Source organism: Acidipila sp. EB88 (genome assembly GCF_003858395.1).
Taxonomy (GTDB): domain Bacteria; phylum Acidobacteriota; class Terriglobia; order Terriglobales; family Acidobacteriaceae; genus EB88.
Genome location: NZ_QWEV01000005.1, coordinates 2,925,435 through 2,944,048 on the forward strand (window position 1 = coordinate 2,925,435; position 18,614 = coordinate 2,944,048).

The window sequence follows — 18,614 nt, forward strand, 5'->3', positions numbered from 1 at the left end:
GGCCCGGGCGGTGCCATGATGCTCGGAACGCATCGGGCGAGTGGGTTTGATTTGCGGTTCCGGTTATCTTGCGCCCGTTCGATCGGTGTTCGCACGTGGCAAGTCAGCCCGCGCGACAGGAGATCACTCAGGCATCCTCACCAAGCCCTGCCAGCGTGCGGGCGCGGGTCAGGACCTTGAGCAGCATCGGTGCGGTGAGCCTGCCTGTGTTGGTGTTTTGCAGCGAGGGGTGGTACGTCGCGAGGAGCCAGCCTCCATCCGCAGGAAGCCGGTACTCGACTCCGTGCGAGAAGGTGTAGGCGCTTCTTTTTGCGATGCGTCCGGTGCGCTGCAGGTATTCCGTAAAGCCATCGAACGCGATTTTGCCGAGCGCCACCACGACTCTCAGCTCGCGCAACAGGGCGAGCTCTTCATCCAGGTAGGGCCTGCAGTTTCGCAGCTCCTCCGTTGTGGGCTTGTTGTCCGGCGGGGCGCAGCGCACGACCGAAGTGATGACCGTGTTGAACAATTGCATGCCGTCCGAACGGGAGCTTGCCTGTGACTGGGAAGCAAAGCCGGCCTCCCACAACAACGGGTAAAGAAAGGCTCCCGAGCCGTCGCCGGTGAATGGACGGCCGGTGCGATTGGAGCCATGCGCGCCGGGCGCAAGCCCGAGCAGCAGCACGCGTGCATCGGGATCACCAAAGCTCGGAACAGGTTTGCCCCAGTACTCCTCGTGTCGATAGGCGCGTCGCTTTTCCCGTGCGATGGTTTCGCAGTACACGCGAAGGCGGGTGCAGCGTTCGCAGGCTACGACCCTGGCGTTGAGGGAAGCGAGCGTCGGCGGCAGCGCCCCCAGGTCTCCGGCGGCGACGTGGCTGCTGACGGGCCCTGGGTTTCGTTCAGCGCGGATGGGCGGGCTGGTTTTCCGCATTGTTCTGCCTGCTGGTGCCATTCTCCGGATCATAACGCGCTGTGCATCGCGGAAGAGCGCAGGGCAGATCAGAGCGGGCGGAAGCGAAATGGTTGCACTGCATGCTCCGCAACAAGAGTTTGAAAAAGGTTTGCTTGTCTCATGCAAGGGAAGGGTCGACTCACGAGCGGGAAGTACGGAGTTCATACGGATGAGGCTGCTGCCTTTAATCAGCGGCCCGCTCAGAGCGAGGTTGTTTTCTCTGCACGCGAGGGCGTACGGGCCCTGTTGCATCGAGGGTCCATAGCGCGCATGCGCTTGCATATAAAAAACTCTTTGCAAAATGCGGCACCGCGATTAACTTCTTTACAACCCGCTGCCGAACTCTGCTGAACGTACTGCTTTTCTCTCCGCTGTGAGCGGAGTGGGGAGAGCTGTTTCCTGATCCTTTCTCTTGATACGGGCTGTATTTACCGCGCTTCTGCCAGCAGCAAACATGCCGCACGCTTCGAGCGCAGGCGCTTCGCTACGGCAGCGATTGTGAAGCGCGGCACGGCGTGGTGGCGCCCACTACCCGGAAGGTTCCTGACTCAACTGTGAGGTGTCGTCCATGCGCATGCTAGCTACCAGAGAATTGTTGATTCCAGCCGCTCTAGGCGCTGCTCTTGCCTGTTCCAGTGCACACGCCCAGACGTACGGCGGGGTTTCGGGCACGGTGCGCGATGCGAGCCACGCAGTGGTAGAGGGAGCCAAGGTCGCCGCGACCAACCTCAGCACCAACGCAGTGGTCACGGCGGTGTCGAGCCGCGAGGGCTTCTACACCTTTCCCAACCTTTCCGTCGGCACTTACAGCATCGCTGCTTCCAACACTGGCTTCTCGACCCAGGTGCAGCAGGGCGTGCACATCAACGTCGCTTCGGCTGTCACGCTCGACTTCACGCTCGCGCCGGGCGAGGTGGCGCAGAGCGTCCAGGTAAGTTCGCAGGCGCTGGCGATCGACACCACCTCCGCAGCGCTGGGCCACACCATGGACACGAGGCAAATCGACGAGCTACCGATGAACGGCCGCGATTATGCCCGTCTCTCGCTGCTGACGCCGGGCGCCGTGGCACGCTCCAGCTACATTGCCGACCTGAGCTTCGACGGACTGCACACCGTACACAACCAATTCTCGATTGACGGTATAGACGCTTCGCGCGTTGACCAGCCGTACATGGCGAATGGTTACGAACGCGGGGCGCGTCTGCTGACCGGCAGCCTCGAGACTGTCGCAGAGTTCAAGGTGCAGACCAGCGGCTACCAGGCGCAGTATGGCCGCGCCGCCGGCTCGGAAGTAAACATCGTGACGAAGTCCGGGGGCAACCACGTTCACGGAGAGCTCTACGACTACTTTCGCAACGATGCGCTGGACGCATCGAACTTCTTCGCATTGACCAAACCCGAGTTTCGCTTCAACGATTTCGGCGCAAACATCTCCGGACCGATCCGGCATGATAAGACTTTCTACTTTGTGAACTATGAGGGCTCGCGCCAGCTTGTCGGCATCACGGCGAATGGCACGGTTCCCAGTGCGAAGTTGATCAGCGAGGTGCAGGCAACGTCTCCGCAACTGGCGCCTATCCTCGCGCAGATGCCTGCGGGAACGGCTCCGACCGCAAACGACCTGGTGGATAACTACACTACCAATGCCGTGTCCAATGTGCGTGAAGACACCGGCAGCGTCCGCGTGGACCAGATCTTCTCGGAGAAGGACGCTGCCTTTGGTCGATTGAACATCAACGACACGAACACGTTTGGTCCCTTGTTCGGCGTGACCTCGTCGGCGTTCGGCGTGAACGATCACCAGATCGTTCCCATTCGCACCACGAACTTCGCGTTACACGAAAGCCATGTCTTCAACCCGCACATGGTCAACGACACGCTGGTGGGCATGCAGCGCTGGGTAAGTACCATCAACTCCTACGAAGACGTGCCCAATACCACGATCACCGGGCTCACGATCAGTCCTGGCAACCAGGGACTGTACTTTCAAGCCGGCACCAGCTTCCAGTATGGAGACACCCTCACGTATGTGCACGGGCAGCACACGATCAAGACGGGCGGTTCTGTCTACCGCATCCAGGTGAACCGCAGCAGCTCTGACTATGATTCGATCCTGTTTGCATCGATCGATGACTTCATCCATGACAGGCTCGCGACAGCCAGTATTACGGTCGGCGACCCGGGGCATGGCACGCGTGCCACGCAGCTCGGCTTCTTCGGCCAGGATACCTGGCAGCTTCGCAGCAACCTGACCATGGATTACGGGCTGCGGTACGACATCGAAACAGTCCCTCACGATTCGCACTATGCGACGCAAACGTATGATCCATCCACCGGAATGCTGGACCATCCCGGAGGGTCGTACTTCCACATCAACAACAAGAACTTTCAGCCCAGGCTCGGTTTTGCCTGGCAGCCCACGCCAAAGACGGTGGTGCGTACGGCAGTCGGTCTCTTCTTCCAGGCGTACCCCGTCGGCTTCGGCAGCTACAACGTGCCCCTCAATAACATTGCCGGCAACGTTTCGCTGAACTCCGCCACAGTACCGACGCTGGGCTACCCGTACACGCCTTACCTGAGCGACAACACGGCCGCTGCGCCCACTGTGTATGGGTTTCCTACGCACAAGCCGGACATCTACTCCGAGCAATGGAACTTCAGCGTCGCTTACCAACTGGCCGCGAATACCGGCGTCGAGGTCGCGTATGTGGGCAACCACGGCGTTAACCTCTGGCGCGAAGAAGACGTTAACTACGCCAGCAACGTGACCGGTGTTCGACCCAATGCTGCGTTCAGCGATATTTATTTGGAGACTAACAGCGGGTTCAGTAGTTACAGCGGTCTGCAGCTCTCGATCATTCGGCGGGTTACGCAGGGTCTGCACGTCGAAGGCGCTTATACGTATGGCCACGTGATCGACAACGTGCAGGACCAGGGGCTGTTTGCCAGCGAGCCGCAGAACAACAACGACATTGCCGCGGAGCGCGGCAACGGCTCAGGAGACATTCGCCACAACTTTTCTTTCAACCTGTTGTATGACCTTCCGATGGGCTCGGGCCACAGGTTCCTTAGCACGCCTTTGGGAGTGGCATCGACGCTGGTCAGTGGATGGCAGGTCAACGCACTTGGCCTGATCCACAGCGGCATTGCCGACAACGTGGCGTATGGCGGAAACAGCTATGGCAATGGCGACTTTACCAATCAGCGGCCGGACCAGGTCTTTGGACAGCCGGAGTACGCCCCGAACAGGAGCTACCGGCAGTTCTTCAACCCTGCAGCCTGGACTGCGCCGGCAACCGGCACCTTCGGGAACTCGCCACGCAACAGTGTGTACGGTCCTGGCCTGGCGCAGATCGATTCCGCGCTGGTAAAGGAAACGCCACTTGGCGAAGGTCGCAGCGTGGAGTTCCGATCGGAGTTCTTCAACATGTTCAACCATCCGAACTTCGGCCAGCCCGACAGCACGTACGGCGATGCAACGTTCGGCCAGATCTTCAGCACGTTTGGCAGGACGATTGGCTTCGGAACCTCACGGCAGATCGAGTTCGCGTTGAAGCTGCGCTATTGACCCGGCCACTCCTGCGCATGGCGGGACGCGCATCGGAGTGGGCGGTGCGCGCCTGAGGATCGTGACAGCCGCGCCATCAGCGAGGGCGCATTTTGAAGTGGCGGCACAGGTGGCGCGCCGTGAACCGAGCCCCTACGGCGAAACGACTGGCGGGACCGAAGCTGTTTGCCGAGGCAAGCCCAATCATGTGGAGGCCTGGCACGGAGGTCTCGAAGTGGCGGTTCAGCACGGGGGTGTCCTCGGCCGTTGCGATCGCGTCGCGCAGCGGCGCGGCGACAAAGCGCAGCGAACTTACAGACGGGCGATAACCGGTTGCAGCAATGACGTGATCGGCAACAAGCTCCCGAGCCTCGCCATCTTTCTGCTTATAGGCGATATGCACCTTGTTGTCGGTGATCTGTACATCCGTCATGTGCGCCGACAGATGAAGCGGGATACGGTTCTCGATCTTGTCACGCATAAACCAGGCTGGGACAGGACCTAGATGGCGACGCACGACGCGGTGCCGGAACTTACGAGGCATGGCGTGGAAGAGTACAGGCGCCTCCATGCAGAGCACGTATTTCCAACCAAGGCCAAGGCCGGTGCGCGGTCGCAGCACGCGCTGCTTGAGCGGGCGTGGCTCGAGGTCCGGAGTGTAGAAGGCAAGCTTCTCGCGGCGGCCAATCAACTGCACGTGCGCTCCTTCATCGGCGAGCGCAGAAGCAAGATCAATTGCGGATGCGCCGGCTCCAACGACCACCACGGTGCGGTCCCTGAAACAGCTCACATCGCCATACTGCGAGCTGTGCGTTACAGATGTCTGCGGCAGACCCTGGAGCAATGGCGGCGTGTAGCTGAAGTGGGCGATGCCTACTGCAAGCACTACGCGATTGGCATAGATGGTTTCGCCGTCAGCGGAGCACAGCACAAATCCATCGCGGGTTTGTTCCAGTGTCGCGATATCGGTCATCTCAAGCTGTGGAACCATTCGCTTCTGGAACTCAAGGCCGTAGTTGACAAAGGTCTCGAGCGGAACCGGCAGGCCAGAGTGCTGGTAAGGCAGGTTTTCCTCGCGGCAATAGTGTTCAAGCGTGAAGGAGTCTTCCGGGTCGAAAAGGCTGGATGCGAAGCCATCCGACTTGAGGCACATGCCCTTGGGCATTTGCTCTTGCCAGACCTGCATAGGACGACCAAAGATGCGGTGACGCACACCGGCCTTGCGCAGGTGTGCAGCGAGAGACAAGCCGTATGGACCGGCTCCAATGATGGCAACATCCGTCGTATGTGCCCGATGTATTTGTGTCGTTGGCGCTTTCATATCAACCTCGCCTTGGAAGAGGGCTGCACTTATTACGTGCCTTTTCTATATGGCCCGATCGTAATAGTTACTAAAAACTCCGGGAGTGTGAAGCTTGCTTGCTCTAGGATTGTTGTAACGCGGGAGGGACGCCGCGAACGACAACTACTATGAAGATTCCCGCTGTTCTCATTGTAACGACTCAGACGTGGTTGCAGGTTGGTCGGCTCGCCCTGAGATTCGCGACATACGGTGCGCAGGTGTATGCAGTCTGTCCGGCGGGCAGCCAGATGGCTTACTCGCAGGCTTTGCGCGCGACCTATCGCTTCCGTACTTTGAACCCGCTGGCATCCCTGCGCGCGGCGATTCTGCGCTGCAAGCCTGACTACATCATGCCGGCTGACGATCGCGCCGTGTGGTTTTTACACGAACTTTCCACAAGTCATCCCGAGTTTGCTCCGCTTATCGAGCGTTCCCTGGGCCCTGCGAGTTCCTATGCCGTAGTGCGTAGTCGGACACTTGCGCTTGCGCTGGCGGCGAAGCTTGGCGTAGCTGTGCCTGGCACTCTGCGCATTCGCACTGCTGAAGACCTTGAATCCTGCGCCGACTCGATGCCGCATCCTTTCTTTATCAAGAAGGACGGCACATGGGGCGGCGGGGGCGTGCACGTTGCGAACGACAGAGAGTCAGCGCGAGAGGGCTATACCAAACTACTGGCGGAGCAGTCGCTCGGCGACAAACTGCGGCAACTCCTGAAACAGCGCGATCATACTGCGTTCGCCCGGCTGCGGTGTGTTGGACCCGCAGAGATCAGCGCGCAGGCACACATTGAAGGCGTTGCCGCCAACGCGATGTTTGCATGCCATGAAGGTAAGCTGCTTGGCTCTGTACAGGCAAAGGTGATCGCGGCCAAGGGTAAGACGGGAGCTGCGCTCATGATCGAGTTAATCGAAGACGAGCGGATGCACCAGGCAGGTGTCCTGCTAGCCGGCGCGCTGAAGCTGTCGGGCTTTTTCGGACTGGACTTCATTATCGAAGAGGGCACCGGTGTGCCCTATCTCATCGAGGTCAATCCGCGCTGCACACAGCTCGGCCATGTCGCGATGGCCAGCAAGCTCGACCTCGCGGGCATGCTTTGGAAGCAGTGGACGGGGCTGGACAATGCTGTTCCTGGCGGCCGTGAACTGGGTACGGCCGTAGCTTTCTACCCGCAGGCTGTGGAGTGGGATGCGGAGAGTGCCTTCCTGCGTCATTCGCGTTTCGATGTGTGCAGCAACGACTTGGCCACTGTGACCGAGTTATCGACGGGCGATCCCTCGCTGCGTGCATTGCTGCGTCGACGTGCCCTGCAGCTTTTTCGTTATCTACGTCCACGTGACACCCAGGCGCCCAGCGCCAAGATCTTTTATTTTGCGCAGGACGCGGCTCTTGGTCCCCGGGCTTTGCGGGTGGATGCGCTTGCGATCGAGGTTGTAAACCTGCGGCAGATGGATGAGCAGGAGGCTGCAGGCAGAAACTATCATGGTCCTGCCGGCGGCCAGCGCGGTGTGGTCTCGCATGCCTGATGCGCGCTCACGGTCAGCGCAGCGGATGCGTTGGAGGAGTTGTTCCCGGGTTAGTTGCGGGCGACTGCTTTCTCTGACGGGAGCTGCGAGCTATCCCACCCTCCGCCAAGAGCCTCAATCAACTGCACACTGCTGGTGAGCTGCTGCACGTACAGCGTGATGGCGTTTTGCTGATTGCTGAGCAGGCTGGCCTCCGCAGTGAACACGTTGAGATAAGTATCAACGCCGGTCTTGTAGCGGACCGCAGACAGGTCGTAGTAGCGCCTGGCGGCGAGCACCGCGTCCTGCTGCTCGCGTCTTTGCTGGCCTAGGATGTGTTCCGACGCGAGATAGTCTTCGGTCTGCTGAAAAGCTGTCAACACTGTCTGTCGATAAGCCGCTGCGTCTGCCTCGTACTGCGCTTTGTACTGGTTGAGAAGACCCCGTCGCAGGCCGCCGTCGTACAGGGTGTCTGAAGCCGTGGGGCCCACAGAAAAGAAGCGGCTGGGCCAGGTAAACAAATCATTGATCCGGAGGCTTTGCAGCCCCACCTCACCGCCCAGGTTGAAGGTCGGGTAGTAGGCAGCTGTCTCAACGCCGATCAGCGCATTGGCCTCAGACATTGTGCGCTCGGCGGCGGCAATATCGGGCCGGCGCTGCAGAAGCTGGGAAGGCACACCGATGGGGACCGCTGGAACCGACGTGGCGAGATTGCGGACCGGCAAAGCGAAGGACGAGGCTGCCTGGCCCGTAAGCAGTGCAATCGCGTGCTCGTACTGTGCTCGTGCGATGCGAAGGTTGGTGGCGGCGGCGATGGCGGTCTTGAGGCTCAGGTCTGCCTCGGCCACTGCCTGCTCGGTGTCGACGCCTGTGCGGCTGCGCACCTGGGTGAGCCTCAGGTTTTCCTCGTACGCGTGCACGGTTTGCCGGTACAGCTCGATGAGGGCGTCCTGCCCGCGCAGTTCGAAGTAGAACTCGGCAAGGCTAGCCTGCTCACTGAGCCGTTCATTCGCCAGATCGGCAGCGCTTACCTGCGCGGCGTTGGCAGACTCCCGCACGCTGTTGCGAATGCGCCCCCAGACGTCGGGTTCCCACGAGACGTCGAACGGCAGGGAAAACTCATTGCTGTTGAGATTGGTAGCTCCGGCAAGCACCTGGTTAGTCTCGTTGCCGGAAGTGCGTGCGCGCGTATATGCAGGGCCGGCCGTCACGCTTGGAAAGTACGCGGCACGCGCCTGCTTGACCTGCGCGCGCGCAGCCATGAAGTTCTGGAATGCCTGCGCGATGTTCTGATTCGCAGAGTTGAGTCTTTCTTCGAGATCGTTCAGTTCCGGCTCGTGATATAGCTCCCACCACTTGCCGCGCAGCGTTGCATCCTGCGGCGTGGCCGGCACCCAGGTAGTTCCGTCCGAGGATTGCTGCGGAGCCGTCTCTTTGAAAGCAGGAGGTGCCTGCGTGGTGGGGGCAACGTAGCGGGGACCGACCGTACAGGCCTGCAGTGAAAGCAGGAGCGCTGTGATCGCGAGGGTGCGGATCGATGTTGACCGCGAGAAAGTATGAATACCTTGCATACGTTGTTCCTAAAGCGCGGTGTTGCCGGCCACCAGTGGATCGGGCGTACCGGGATGTTTGAAACCCATGCGGCGTTGGAACCACTGGCTGAAGTGATCGAAGTAGAGATAGATCACAGGCGTGGTGTAGAGCGTCAGGATCTGGCTGAACACAAGACCGCCGCAGATCGCAATCCCGAGTGGTCGCCGCAGCTCCGAACCGGTGCCCGTGCCGATGGCAAGTGGCAGTGCGCCGAAGAATGCGGCAAGGGTCGTCATAAGGATCGGGCGGAAACGCAGCATGGCCGCCGCAAAGATAGAGTCCTCGGTGCTCATGCCGCGGTCACGCTCAGCAAGCAGCGCAAAGTCGATCATCAGGATGGCGTTCTTCTTCACGATGCCAATGAGCAGGAACACGCCGATCACCGAGATAACGTCGAACTCGCTATGAAACACAAGCAACGAGAGAATGGCGCCCACACCAGCCGAGGGGAGCGTGGTAAGAATCGTGATGGGGTGCACAAAGCTTTCGTAGAGCACGCCGAGCACGATGTAAATAGAAAGCAGTGCTGCCGCGACCAGTAGCGGCTCCGTTGAGAGCGAAGCCAGGAAGGCTTCCGCAGTTCCGGCAAACTGGCCCCGCACCGACTCAGGTGTCTGTATACGCTGCTGCATCTGGTTGATGGCAATGGTCGCCTGCCCCAGCGAGACACCGGGCGCGAGATTGAAGGAGATGGTCACAGAAGGGAAGAAGGAGGAATGATTCACCGCCAGCGGAGAGGTTGCGGGGTGCCCCTGCGCAACTGCCTGCAGGGGAACAGAGTGTGCGCCGGACACGTGTACATAGGTTGAGGCAAGCGTGCCCGGGTCGCGGTAAAACTGCGGCGCCGCTTCCATCACAACGTAGTACTGGTTGAGCGCGGTGTAAATGGTAGAGACCTGCGCTTCGCCAAACTCGTAGTAGAGCGACTGGTCAATGAGCTGCGGTGTAACGCCGAAGCGGGCAGCCGAAGGACGATCGTAGCTCAGCAGCATCTGCAAACCGCTGTTCTGCTGGTCCGTCGTGACGTCCTTGAGCTGCGGCATCTTCAGCATTTCCTTGTAAAGTTTTGGCCCCCACAGGCCAAGATCTTCCACGGTATCGGCAGAGAGCTGGTACTGGTACTGGGCGTTGCTTTGGCGGCCGCCCACACCCAGGTCCTGCGCTGCCTGCAGGAAGGTCGAAGCGCCGGTGAGCGAGCCGAGCTTTGGCCGCAGGCGATCGACGACCTGCGAGGCCGTGGCGTCCCGCTGATTGCGCGGCTTCAACGAGAGGAAGACGAATCCGCTGTTGCTGGCACCGCCACCGCCACCAGTAAAGCCAGCCACCGTTTGCACCGCTGGATCAGCGGCAATCACTCGTTGCGTCTCGAGAAGAGAGTCGCGCATGGAGGAGAATGAAGCATCCTGAGAGCCCTGCAAGCCACCGAAGACGAGGCCGGTGTCCTGCGTGGGGAAGAGGCCTTTCGGTACGAAAACCAGCAGCACGACGTTGAGCGCGAGCGTGGCAAACAGGCTCAGGATGACGAGCACCGGGTGCTTGAGCGTCCAGGTCAGCGTGTAGCGATAACTGCTGAGAAGGGCATTGAAGGCGCCTTCGCTGAGCCGGTAAAAGCGTCCGTGCTGTTCGCGGCCGGCGGGCTTCAGCAGGTACACGCACATCATGGGAGTGACGCTCAGCGAGACGACCATGGAGACGAGGATGGAGATACAGAGCGTCATCGCGAACTCGTGAAAGAGTCGCCCGATGAGGCCACCCATGAACAGGAGCGGCACGAAAACAGCAACCAGCGACAGGCTCATGGAGAGTACGGTAAAGCTGACCTCCTGCGCGCCCTTGAGCGCAGCCTCCCACGGCGTAACGCCTTCTTCAATCAGGCGGGTGATGTTTTCCATGACCACAATCGCATCGTCTACTACGAAGCCGGTCGACACGGTGAGCGCCATCAGCGAAAGGTTGTTGACGCTGTAACCCAGTACATACATGCCCGCGAAGGTACCGACAAGCGAGGCGGTCACAGCTACCCCTGGGATCAGCGTGGCCTGCGGGCTGCGTAGAAAAACGAACACCACAGCGACAACAAGCAGGATCGAGAGCACCATCGTGTTCTCGACATCTTTCACCGAGGCACGGATGGTCGTAGTGGTGTCGATGGCAAGGTCAAGCCGGTCGGCGCTGGGGATCGAGGCACGAACGCCGGGAAGCGCTTCCTTGATCCGGTCCACCACGTTGATGATGTTGGCGTTGGGCAAGCGGTAGACGAGCAGCACCACGCAGGGCTTTCCGTTTGCGAAGCCCGCGGCACGCGTGGTCTGCACCGAGTCCGTCACGCTGGCGACATCGCTCAGGTGAATGACCGCGCCGGTGCTCGCGTTGGTGGCGATGACAAGCGGCGCGTAGTCTTTTGCCTTCGAGATCTGATCGTTGGCATTGATATCCGCGGTCTGAAACTCGTCGCTGATCTGCCCCTTGGGACGATTGGAATTCTGATGCGAGAGCACGTTCGCAACATCAGTGGTCCCAAGGCCGTAGCTGTTGAGTTGTTGCGGATAAAGGTCAACCCGCACGGCTGGCAGGGAACCGCCGACCACCTGCACCTGGCCTACTCCGTGAAGCTGGGATAGTTTCTGCTGCACGATCGACGAGGCCGTGTCGTACATCTCGCCCTGCGTGTGAATCGACGACGTCATGTACAGCACCATGACCGGAAACACAGACGAGTTCACTTTGCGGTAAGTCGGGTTAGAAGGCAGGTTCGACGGCAGATAGGTTCGCGCCGCGTTGATGGCGGCCTGCACGTCGCGCGCGGCTCCGTCCACGTCGCGGCTGTAGTCGAACTGCAGCGTGATCGATGTGGTGCTGAGCGTGCTGGCAGATGTCATCTGCGTGACGCCCGCGATGTGCCCGAATTGACGCTCGAGCGGAGTGGCCACAGAAGACGCCATGATCTCTGGGCTCGCGCCCGGCAGCGTCGCCGCAACGGTGATGGTCGCGAAGTCTACCTGCGGCAGGGACGCGACGGGGAGTGCCTGAAACGCCATGGCGCCGGCGATGATGATCGCGAGGACCATCAGAGTCGTGGCGACGGGCCGCCTGATGAAGAAGGCGGAGATGTTCATGGCTGCTCCGACGGCCGATACGGCAGGAGCACACCTCGCGGCTGCGGCGCAAAGCGTGCGGCCATGCGGCCAAAGAACACATAGATCACCGGGGTGGTGTACAGGGTCAGAACCTGGCTCACGAGCAGGCCGCCCACCATTGCGATGCCCAAGGGACGGCGCAGCTCAGAGCCGATGCCGGAGCCGAAGGCAAGCGGCAGCCCTGCAAACAGAGCGCACAGCGTGGTCATGAGGATGGGTCGAAAGCGAAGCAGCGACGCCTGGTAAATCGCCTCGGACGCAGTCATGCCCTGGTTCCGTTCTGCGTCGAGGGCAAAGTCGACGATCATGATGCCGTTCTTCTTGACGATGCCGATCAGCAGGATGATCCCGATGATGGCGATTACATCGAGGTCCTGGTGGAAGAGCTGCAGCGCGAAGAGCGCACCGACGCCGGCTGAAGGCAGGGTGGACAGGATCGTGACTGGATGGATGAAGCTCTCGTAGAGGATGCCGAGAACGATATACACGGCAAGCAGCGCGGCCAGGATCAGGAACGCTTCATTGCTGCCGATGGTGTTGTAGGCCGCGGCCGTGCCTTGGAAGCTGCCATCGACACTGGCTGGCATATGCAGCCGGTCCTTTGCGCGCTGCACGGCTGCTACTGCCTGGCTCAGCGAGCGGCCGGGAGCCACGTTGAATGAAATGGTGACCACAGGGAACTGCCCCTGGTGGTTGATGGTGAGGGGCGAGGCGATCGTGGTGTAGTGGCTGATCGCAGAAAGCGGAACTGGCGTAGCTTGTGTGGTCGATGTGGTGGTGTTGGACCCTGCGGAAGCACCGGTGGTGGTCAGCGCGTTCGAAGGGGTCGAGGACGAGAGCGTCGTTGCGCTGGCGGCGGTGATGCTGCTGCTCGTGCCGGCCGCAACCGTGCTGGAGTTGCCGCTGGTGTTGGTGAGTGTGCTGGTTGGCGATGAGGAGCTGAGGCCCACGCTTGAAGACGGATTGAGCGTGCTGACTGTGCCGCTTGATGCAGAAGAGGTGCGCCCCGAGGTGCTTTGCGCGGCAGAAGAAGCAGTGGAGCTGTTGGACCCCTGGATGTAAATGTTCTTGAGACTTTGCGGGGTCTGCTGGAAGGAGGGCAAAGCCTCGAGGATGACGTGGTACTGATTGGACTGGGTGTAGAGGGTGCTGATCTGTCGCTGCCCGTAGGCGTCATAGAGGGTCGAGTCGATCTGATCGGGCGAGATGTTCAGGCGTGAGGCCGTGGCGCGATCGTAGTTGAGCTGAACACTGACGCCGTTGTTCTGCTGGTCGGTAGCAACATCGGCAATCTCTGGGAGCTTGCGCAGTTCTGCTACGAGTTGCGCGGTGTAGGTGTTGAGTTCTTCAGCACCCGCATCCTCAAGGGTGTACTGATACTCGGTGCGACTGACGCGGTCATCCACGGTGAGGTCCTGCACGGGCTGCAGGTAGAGGTGGATGCCGGGGATCTGGTCGGCCTGCGTCTGCAGACGGGCGATCACCGCGGTGGCATCCAGGTGGCGTTCCGCAATCGGCTTCAGGTTGATCTGGATGCGTCCGCTGTTGAGCGTGCTGTTGGTGCCATCCGCCCCGATGAACGAAGACAGGCTCGCGACCGCGGGGTCTTTCAGCAACACCCCGGCGAGTTGCTGCTGTTTGTGCGCCATGGATGGGAACGAGATAGCGTCCGGCGCCTGGGTGATGCCCTGCAGCACCCCGGTGTCCTGGGTGGGAAAGAAGCCCTTCGGAATTTCCACGTACTGGAAGATGGTGAGAACCAGCAACGCCAGTGCGACCAGCAACGTGACTTTTTCAAACTGCAGGACCCACTTCAGGGAGCGTCCGTATGCCGCGATGACGCGAGTGAAGAAGCTCTCAGTCCAACGGTAGAAACGATTCTGCTCCGCAGTGGGCGTGTGTCGCAAAAGGCGCGCGCTCATCATCGGGGTGAGTGTGAGCGAGACCACTGCGGAGATCAGGATGGTGACGCTCAGCGTGACGGCGAACTCGCGGAAGAGGCGTCCAACGATCTCGCCCATGAAAAGCAGGGGGATCAGTACCGCGATCAGCGAAACCGTCAGAGAGATGATCGTGAAGCCAATCTGCGCAGCGCCTTTCAGCGCGGCGTCCACTGGCGATAAACCCTCCTCCAGGTAGCGCGAGATGTTTTCGATCATGACGATTGCATCGTCGACTACGAAGCCCGTGGAGATCGTAAAGGCCATCAGGGTCAGGTTGTTGAGGCTGTACCCGAGAAGGTGCATCACGGTAAAGCTGCCAATCAACGAGAGCGGCACAGCGACCGCTGGAATAAGGGTCGCGGTGAGGCTGCGTAGAAAAACAAAGATCACCAGCACCACGAGTGCGATGGTGAGCAGCAGCTCGAATTCGACGTCGGCGATCGACGCTCGAATGGTGTTGCTGCGGTCGGTGAGGATCTGCAACTGGATCGAAGCAGGCAGACCGGCCCGCAACTTCGGCAGCAGTTTCTGTACCTCCTCCACCACCGCGATGGTGTTGGCGCCGGGTTGCCGCTGGATGTTGACGATGACTGCGGGTGTCTGGTTCATCCATGCCGCGAGTTTCGTGTTCTCGATCCCGTCGGTGATCCGGGCCACATCGGTGAGCATGACGGGGGCGCCGTTCTTGTAGGCCACGACCACGTTCTTGTACCCGTCGCTTGAGAGCAGCTGATCGTTGGCGTTGATCTGGTAGTTCTGCGCGGGGCCGTCAAAGCTGCCTTTTGCGGTGTTTACCGTGGTGCTGGTCAGCGCGGTTCGCAGGTCTTCCAGGTTGACGCCGTAGGAGGCAAGGGCAACCGGATTAGCCTGGATGCGTACGGCAGGTTTCTGGCCACCGCTGATGGTGACCAGCCCGACGCCGCTTAGCTGCGAGATTTTGGGCGCCAGCCGCGAGTCCACCAGATCTTCCACCCGGGAAAGCGGCATCGTCCTGGAGGTGAGCGCGAGCGTCAGTACCGGGGCATCTGCGGGGTTGGACTTGCTGTACACGGGCGGAACGGGAAGGTCTGTGGGCAGGTATCCCTGCGCGGCGTTGATGGCTGCCTGCACTTCCTGCTCCGCGACGTCGATGTTGAGGTCAAGCGAGAACTGCAGCACGATGACGGAGCTTCCATCTGAACTGGTGGAAGTCATCTGCGCGAGCCCGGCGACCTGGCCGAACTGCCGCTCGAGCGGGGCGGTGACGGCAGAGCTCATGACCTGCGGGCTGGCACCCGGATAGAACGTCAGGACCTGGATCGTAGGATAGTCAGCCTCGGGCAACGCGGAGATCGGCAGCGTTGTGTACGCCACGATGCCCACGAGCAGGATCGCGACCATCAGCAGGATGGTGGCGATAGGCCTGAGGATAAAGATCCTGGATGGATTCACAGGCTGCTCTCGGCATGCTGGGCTTCGGGCGTTTGCTGCTGCTGCCGGATCGTGGCGCCGTCCTGCAACTTGTCAAAGCCCGTGGTCGGGACAACCTCGCCTGGCATGATCCCGGTTACGGCAGCCACCTGGTTTTCGCTCGTCAACTCGGTGATGTTGCGCAGCTTGACCTTGTTTCCAGTGACCACGTAGACAAATGCCTGCGTGCCATCTCTCTGCACGGCCGCGGTGGGTACAAGCACGGCGTCCGGAAGCGTCTTGACGAGCAGGCGCGCATTCACAAACTGGTTCGGATAGAGCAGCAGGTCCTTGTTGTCGAACTGGCCGCGAAACCGGACTGTGCCGGTGGTGGTGTCAATCTGGTTGTCAAGGGAGAGAAGGCGGCCGGTGGCGAGTTTTGTCTGCAGGGCGCGATCGAACGCGTCGACGGCAAGACTGCTGCGATGCGTGATTTCGCGGCGTACCTGGCCAAGGTCGTCTTCCGCAACGTTGAAGACGACGGTGATCGGTTGAAGCTGCGTGACCACAACAAGGGGATTGGTGCTGCCCGAGAAGATCACGTTGCCGGGGTCGACCAGGCGAAGACCGACCCGGCCCGAAATCGGAGACGTGAGGTGACAGTAACTGAGCTGTACCTGCGCGTACTCGACCGCGCCGACGTCATTCTGCACCGTGCCGCGGTCCTGCTCCACAATCTGGACCTGGTCTTCGTATGTCTGGCGCGAGATGGCCTGCTGGTCAGAGGCATCCTTGTAGCGGGCCAGGTCCATCTCGGCCTGGGCCAGAGTGCCGCGGTCGCGCTGCAAAGCGCCCTGTGCCTCCTTGAGCTGCGCCTCGTACGGGCGGGGATCCACATCGAGAAGCGGGTCGCCGCGGCGCACCATCTGTCCTTCCACATAATGCACCTGCATGACACGGCCAGTGACCTGGCTGTACAGGTTAACTGTCGCAAGCGGCGTAACCGTGCCGATGGCTTCGACGTAATAGCCGATCGGCCCGGTATGCGCGACCGCGGTGCGCACGGTGGCGACTTCAGGTGTTGGAATCTGGTTGGCCGAATCGGCCTTGCTCTTGCGAATGCCATTGACCACGGCCGCGACGATGATGACCAGAAGCAACAGCGGCAGAGCCCAGCGAACCCATGTGTATTTACGACGTCGAGGGCCTGCACTGCCTACAAGACCTGGTGTTGCTTGCTGCTCATCGCTCTCGCTCATTGCATGCTCTCTTTGGGTCAGGCTGGCTTATTATGCCACGAACCGAACCGTTCGGTTCGTCGAGCTGGTAGACTCAGGATGTTTCTCCAAGTTTCGTGGAATCCATCAACTTCTATGCCCGATCCGGCGTCTGCCGCTCCCCATGCTGAGCCTGTCCAACCGAGTGCGCGCACCGAAAGGCTGACCAACCGCCTTGTGGACGCGGCTACCCAGCTGTTTATGGAGAAGGGTTTCGATGCGACGAGCATGGTCGAGATCGCTCGAGCTGCCCATGCTTCCAAGGAGACGTTCTACCGCTACTTTCCGACCAAAAGCGACCTGTTCCGGGCCGTGATCCTGCGGCGCGCCCATGAGTTTGCTGTCGAGATGAGCGCGTTGCTGGTGTCGTATGAAGCCCCGGTCGAGGCATTGACGGCCTTTGGCAAATTCGTGCTGGGACGCATCCTCGCGGCGGAGGCAATGGGCCTGCTGCGCATCCTTGCGATGGAGCGCGAGAGATTTCCCGAACTGCGCGCAATCTTCCATGATCAGGGGCCGGCACGCGTGCATGGTGCGCTGGCGGCGTACCTCGCGGAGCAGGTGGCCCGGGGCAAGCTGCGCGCCATGAACCCGCAGACAGCGGCCCGCCAGTTCTTTGACCTGTGCGCCGCTGAAATGATGATGCGCGTCATGCGCATGGGCGAAAAGCCGTCCTCGGACGAGATCGCGCAGCGCGTGCAGGAAGCCGTGGAATGCTTCCTGCACGGGTACGGTGCCTGAGCGTCATGTCGCGCGGGTGCGCGCTTCGTCGCTCGTCTCTCCGGATAGACACACGCGGCTGACGGCCTGGCGCGCCTACTCTTCGGGACCGCGTGCTGAGTGGCGGCAGCCGCAGGAACTGCGCAACAGGAGGCGGTTCGGCAGCACCAGACGCGTGCGCCGCAGGCTGGCCGGCGGGGTGGATCCATCGTCGCTGCCCAGTTGCGCAAACAGCAGTTCGGCGGCCCGACGGCCCACGTCTTCAATGGGCTGTTGCACCACGGTGAGCGCGGGGCGCAGCATGCCGGCAAGCTCGAAATCATCGAAACCGATCAGGGCAATTTCTCGCGGTATGTTGAGCTTGAGCCGCTGCAGAGCCTGATAGGCGGCGGTGGTGGCGCTGTTTTTGAGGGTGAAGATGGCGTCCGGCGGAGTCCTGGACCCGAGGTGGCCCTGGATCAGCGTTTCGGCATTGTGGGCGCCGATGGCGAGGGACGTGTCAATCAGCGAGGGAAGCCCGGCAGCAAGCATGGCGTCGGAGTAGCCACGGAGGCGTTCGCGAATGGTGTAGAGGCTCGGTTCGGCGGCCAGGCACAGGATCCGTTTGCGACCGTGCCCGACCAGGTGCAGGGTCGCCTCGCGGGCTGCCTCGAAGCTGTTGGTGAGCACGGCAGCGCAACCCGGAAACGGTCGGTCGAGGGTGACGATCGGAACCGGGCTCTGCTGCACAAAAAGCCGCAAAGCCCGGTTGCTAGCGCTCGATGGCACCAGCAGCAGGCCATCCGGGCGGTGTTGCATCAGCACGGCCAGATTGCTCAGCTCAAGAGCCGGGTCATTGTTGGACTCCGCAAAAAGCAGCAGGGAGTCGTGCGCCTGGGCCACCTCGCCGGCCGTGCCGGCACAGCTGGAGAAGAAGGAATCGGCGATGCTGGGGATCAGCAGGCCGATGGTCTTGGTGCGCCCTCCTTTGAGGATGCGCGCCGCATGGTTGGGGAGGTAGCCGAGCCGCCGTACGGCGCGCTGCACCTTTTTGAGGGTCTCCGGGCTGACGTTGACGCCGCCGTTGACGACCCGCGAAACGGTGGCGATGCCGACGCCGGATGCCCGGGCAACGTCCGCGAGGGTGGGCACGCCGCCGGATTTTAGACGGGGCATGTTTGCCTGCTGCCACGACGCTGAGCCGGAGCTGTCGGCACACATCCGCTGCACTCGTGTCTGCTTCTCACGGAC

The 18,614-nt window shown here is 61.1% G+C and carries 10 protein-coding genes; 3 read left to right on the forward strand and 7 right to left on the reverse strand.

Annotation, left to right across the window (positions count from 1 at the left end):
- Positions 1 to 127 precede the first annotated feature (127 nt).
- Positions 128 to 913, reverse strand: coding sequence for a uracil-DNA glycosylase (locus D1Y84_RS12700; protein WP_124849029.1), 786 nt, complete (start codon positions 911 to 913; stop codon positions 128 to 130).
- 595 nt (positions 914 to 1,508) lie between these two features.
- Here D1Y84_RS12700 and D1Y84_RS12705 point away from each other — a divergent pair.
- Positions 1,509 to 4,502 carry a TonB-dependent receptor gene (locus D1Y84_RS12705; protein ID WP_158615456.1) on the forward strand — a complete coding sequence of 998 codons (2,994 nt, stop codon included), beginning with the start codon at positions 1,509 to 1,511 and terminating at the stop codon, positions 4,500 to 4,502.
- Between the two features lie 76 nt (positions 4,503 to 4,578).
- Here D1Y84_RS12705 and D1Y84_RS12710 read toward each other — a convergent pair whose 3' ends face one another.
- A complete protein-coding gene (locus D1Y84_RS12710) occupies positions 4,579 to 5,802 on the reverse strand; it encodes an NAD(P)-binding domain-containing protein (RefSeq protein ID WP_124849031.1) in 1,224 nt (407 codons plus the stop codon).
- Between the two features lie 239 nt (positions 5,803 to 6,041).
- Between D1Y84_RS12710 and D1Y84_RS12715 the strand changes: the two genes are divergently transcribed.
- Entirely contained in the window at positions 6,042 to 7,346 is a 1,305-nt protein-coding gene (locus tag D1Y84_RS12715) for an ATP-grasp domain-containing protein (RefSeq protein WP_158615457.1), read from the forward strand.
- Between the two features lie 50 nt (positions 7,347 to 7,396).
- Here D1Y84_RS12715 and D1Y84_RS12720 read toward each other — a convergent pair whose 3' ends face one another.
- The 4 genes from D1Y84_RS12720 to D1Y84_RS12735 are packed head-to-tail and all read right to left on the reverse strand — an operon-like array spanning position 7,397 to position 16,646.
- Positions 7,397 to 8,896: an efflux transporter outer membrane subunit gene (locus D1Y84_RS12720; RefSeq protein ID WP_124849033.1), complete on the reverse strand. Its 1,500-nt coding sequence runs from the start codon at positions 8,894 to 8,896 to the stop codon at positions 7,397 to 7,399.
- Between the two features lie 9 nt (positions 8,897 to 8,905).
- Positions 8,906 to 12,034: an efflux RND transporter permease subunit gene (locus D1Y84_RS12725; protein WP_124849034.1), complete on the reverse strand. Its 3,129-nt coding sequence runs from the start codon at positions 12,032 to 12,034 to the stop codon at positions 8,906 to 8,908.
- Positions 12,031 to 15,429 (reverse strand): efflux RND transporter permease subunit, encoded by a 3,399-nt coding sequence (locus tag D1Y84_RS12730; RefSeq protein ID WP_124849035.1) that lies wholly within the window; start codon positions 15,427 to 15,429, stop codon positions 12,031 to 12,033. Before D1Y84_RS12730 ends, D1Y84_RS12725 begins: the two co-directional genes overlap by 4 nt.
- Positions 15,426 to 16,646 (reverse strand): efflux RND transporter periplasmic adaptor subunit, encoded by a 1,221-nt coding sequence (locus D1Y84_RS12735; protein ID WP_124849036.1) that lies wholly within the window; start codon positions 16,644 to 16,646, stop codon positions 15,426 to 15,428. Before D1Y84_RS12735 ends, D1Y84_RS12730 begins: the two co-directional genes overlap by 4 nt.
- 114 nt (positions 16,647 to 16,760) lie before the next feature.
- Between D1Y84_RS12735 and D1Y84_RS12740 the strand changes: the two genes are divergently transcribed.
- The gene (locus tag D1Y84_RS12740) at positions 16,761 to 17,405 is read left to right on the forward strand and encodes a TetR/AcrR family transcriptional regulator (protein WP_158615458.1); all 645 of its coding nucleotides are present in this window, start codon (positions 16,761 to 16,763) and stop codon (positions 17,403 to 17,405) included.
- A 75-nt stretch (positions 17,406 to 17,480) separates the two neighbouring features.
- On the opposite strand, the gene D1Y84_RS12745 is transcribed toward D1Y84_RS12740, so the two are convergent.
- Entirely contained in the window at positions 17,481 to 18,539 is a 1,059-nt protein-coding gene (locus D1Y84_RS12745) for a LacI family DNA-binding transcriptional regulator (RefSeq protein WP_158615459.1), read from the reverse strand.
- Positions 18,540 to 18,614: the final 75 nt, after the last annotated feature.

Bases quoted from the DNA above. Each gene is read 5' to 3' on its own strand.
- D1Y84_RS12700 (WP_124849029.1), bottom strand. From the start codon at position 913: ATGCGGAAAACCAGCCCGCCCATCCGCGCTGAACGAAACCCAGGGCCC.
- D1Y84_RS12705 (WP_158615456.1), top strand. From the start codon at position 1,509: ATGCTAGCTACCAGAGAATTGTTGATTCCAGCCGCTCTAGGCGCTGCT.
- D1Y84_RS12710 (WP_124849031.1), bottom strand. From the start codon at position 5,802: ATGAAAGCGCCAACGACACAAATACATCGGGCACATACGACGGATGTT.
- D1Y84_RS12720 (WP_124849033.1), bottom strand. From the start codon at position 8,896: ATGCAAGGTATTCATACTTTCTCGCGGTCAACATCGATCCGCACCCTC.
- D1Y84_RS12725 (WP_124849034.1), bottom strand. From the start codon at position 12,034: ATGAACATCTCCGCCTTCTTCATCAGGCGGCCCGTCGCCACGACTCTG.
- D1Y84_RS12735 (WP_124849036.1), bottom strand. From the start codon at position 16,646: ATGAGCGAGAGCGATGAGCAGCAAGCAACACCAGGTCTTGTAGGCAGT.
- D1Y84_RS12740 (WP_158615458.1), top strand. From the start codon at position 16,761: ATGCCCGATCCGGCGTCTGCCGCTCCCCATGCTGAGCCTGTCCAACCG.
- D1Y84_RS12745 (WP_158615459.1), bottom strand. From the start codon at position 18,539: ATGCCCCGTCTAAAATCCGGCGGCGTGCCCACCCTCGCGGACGTTGCC.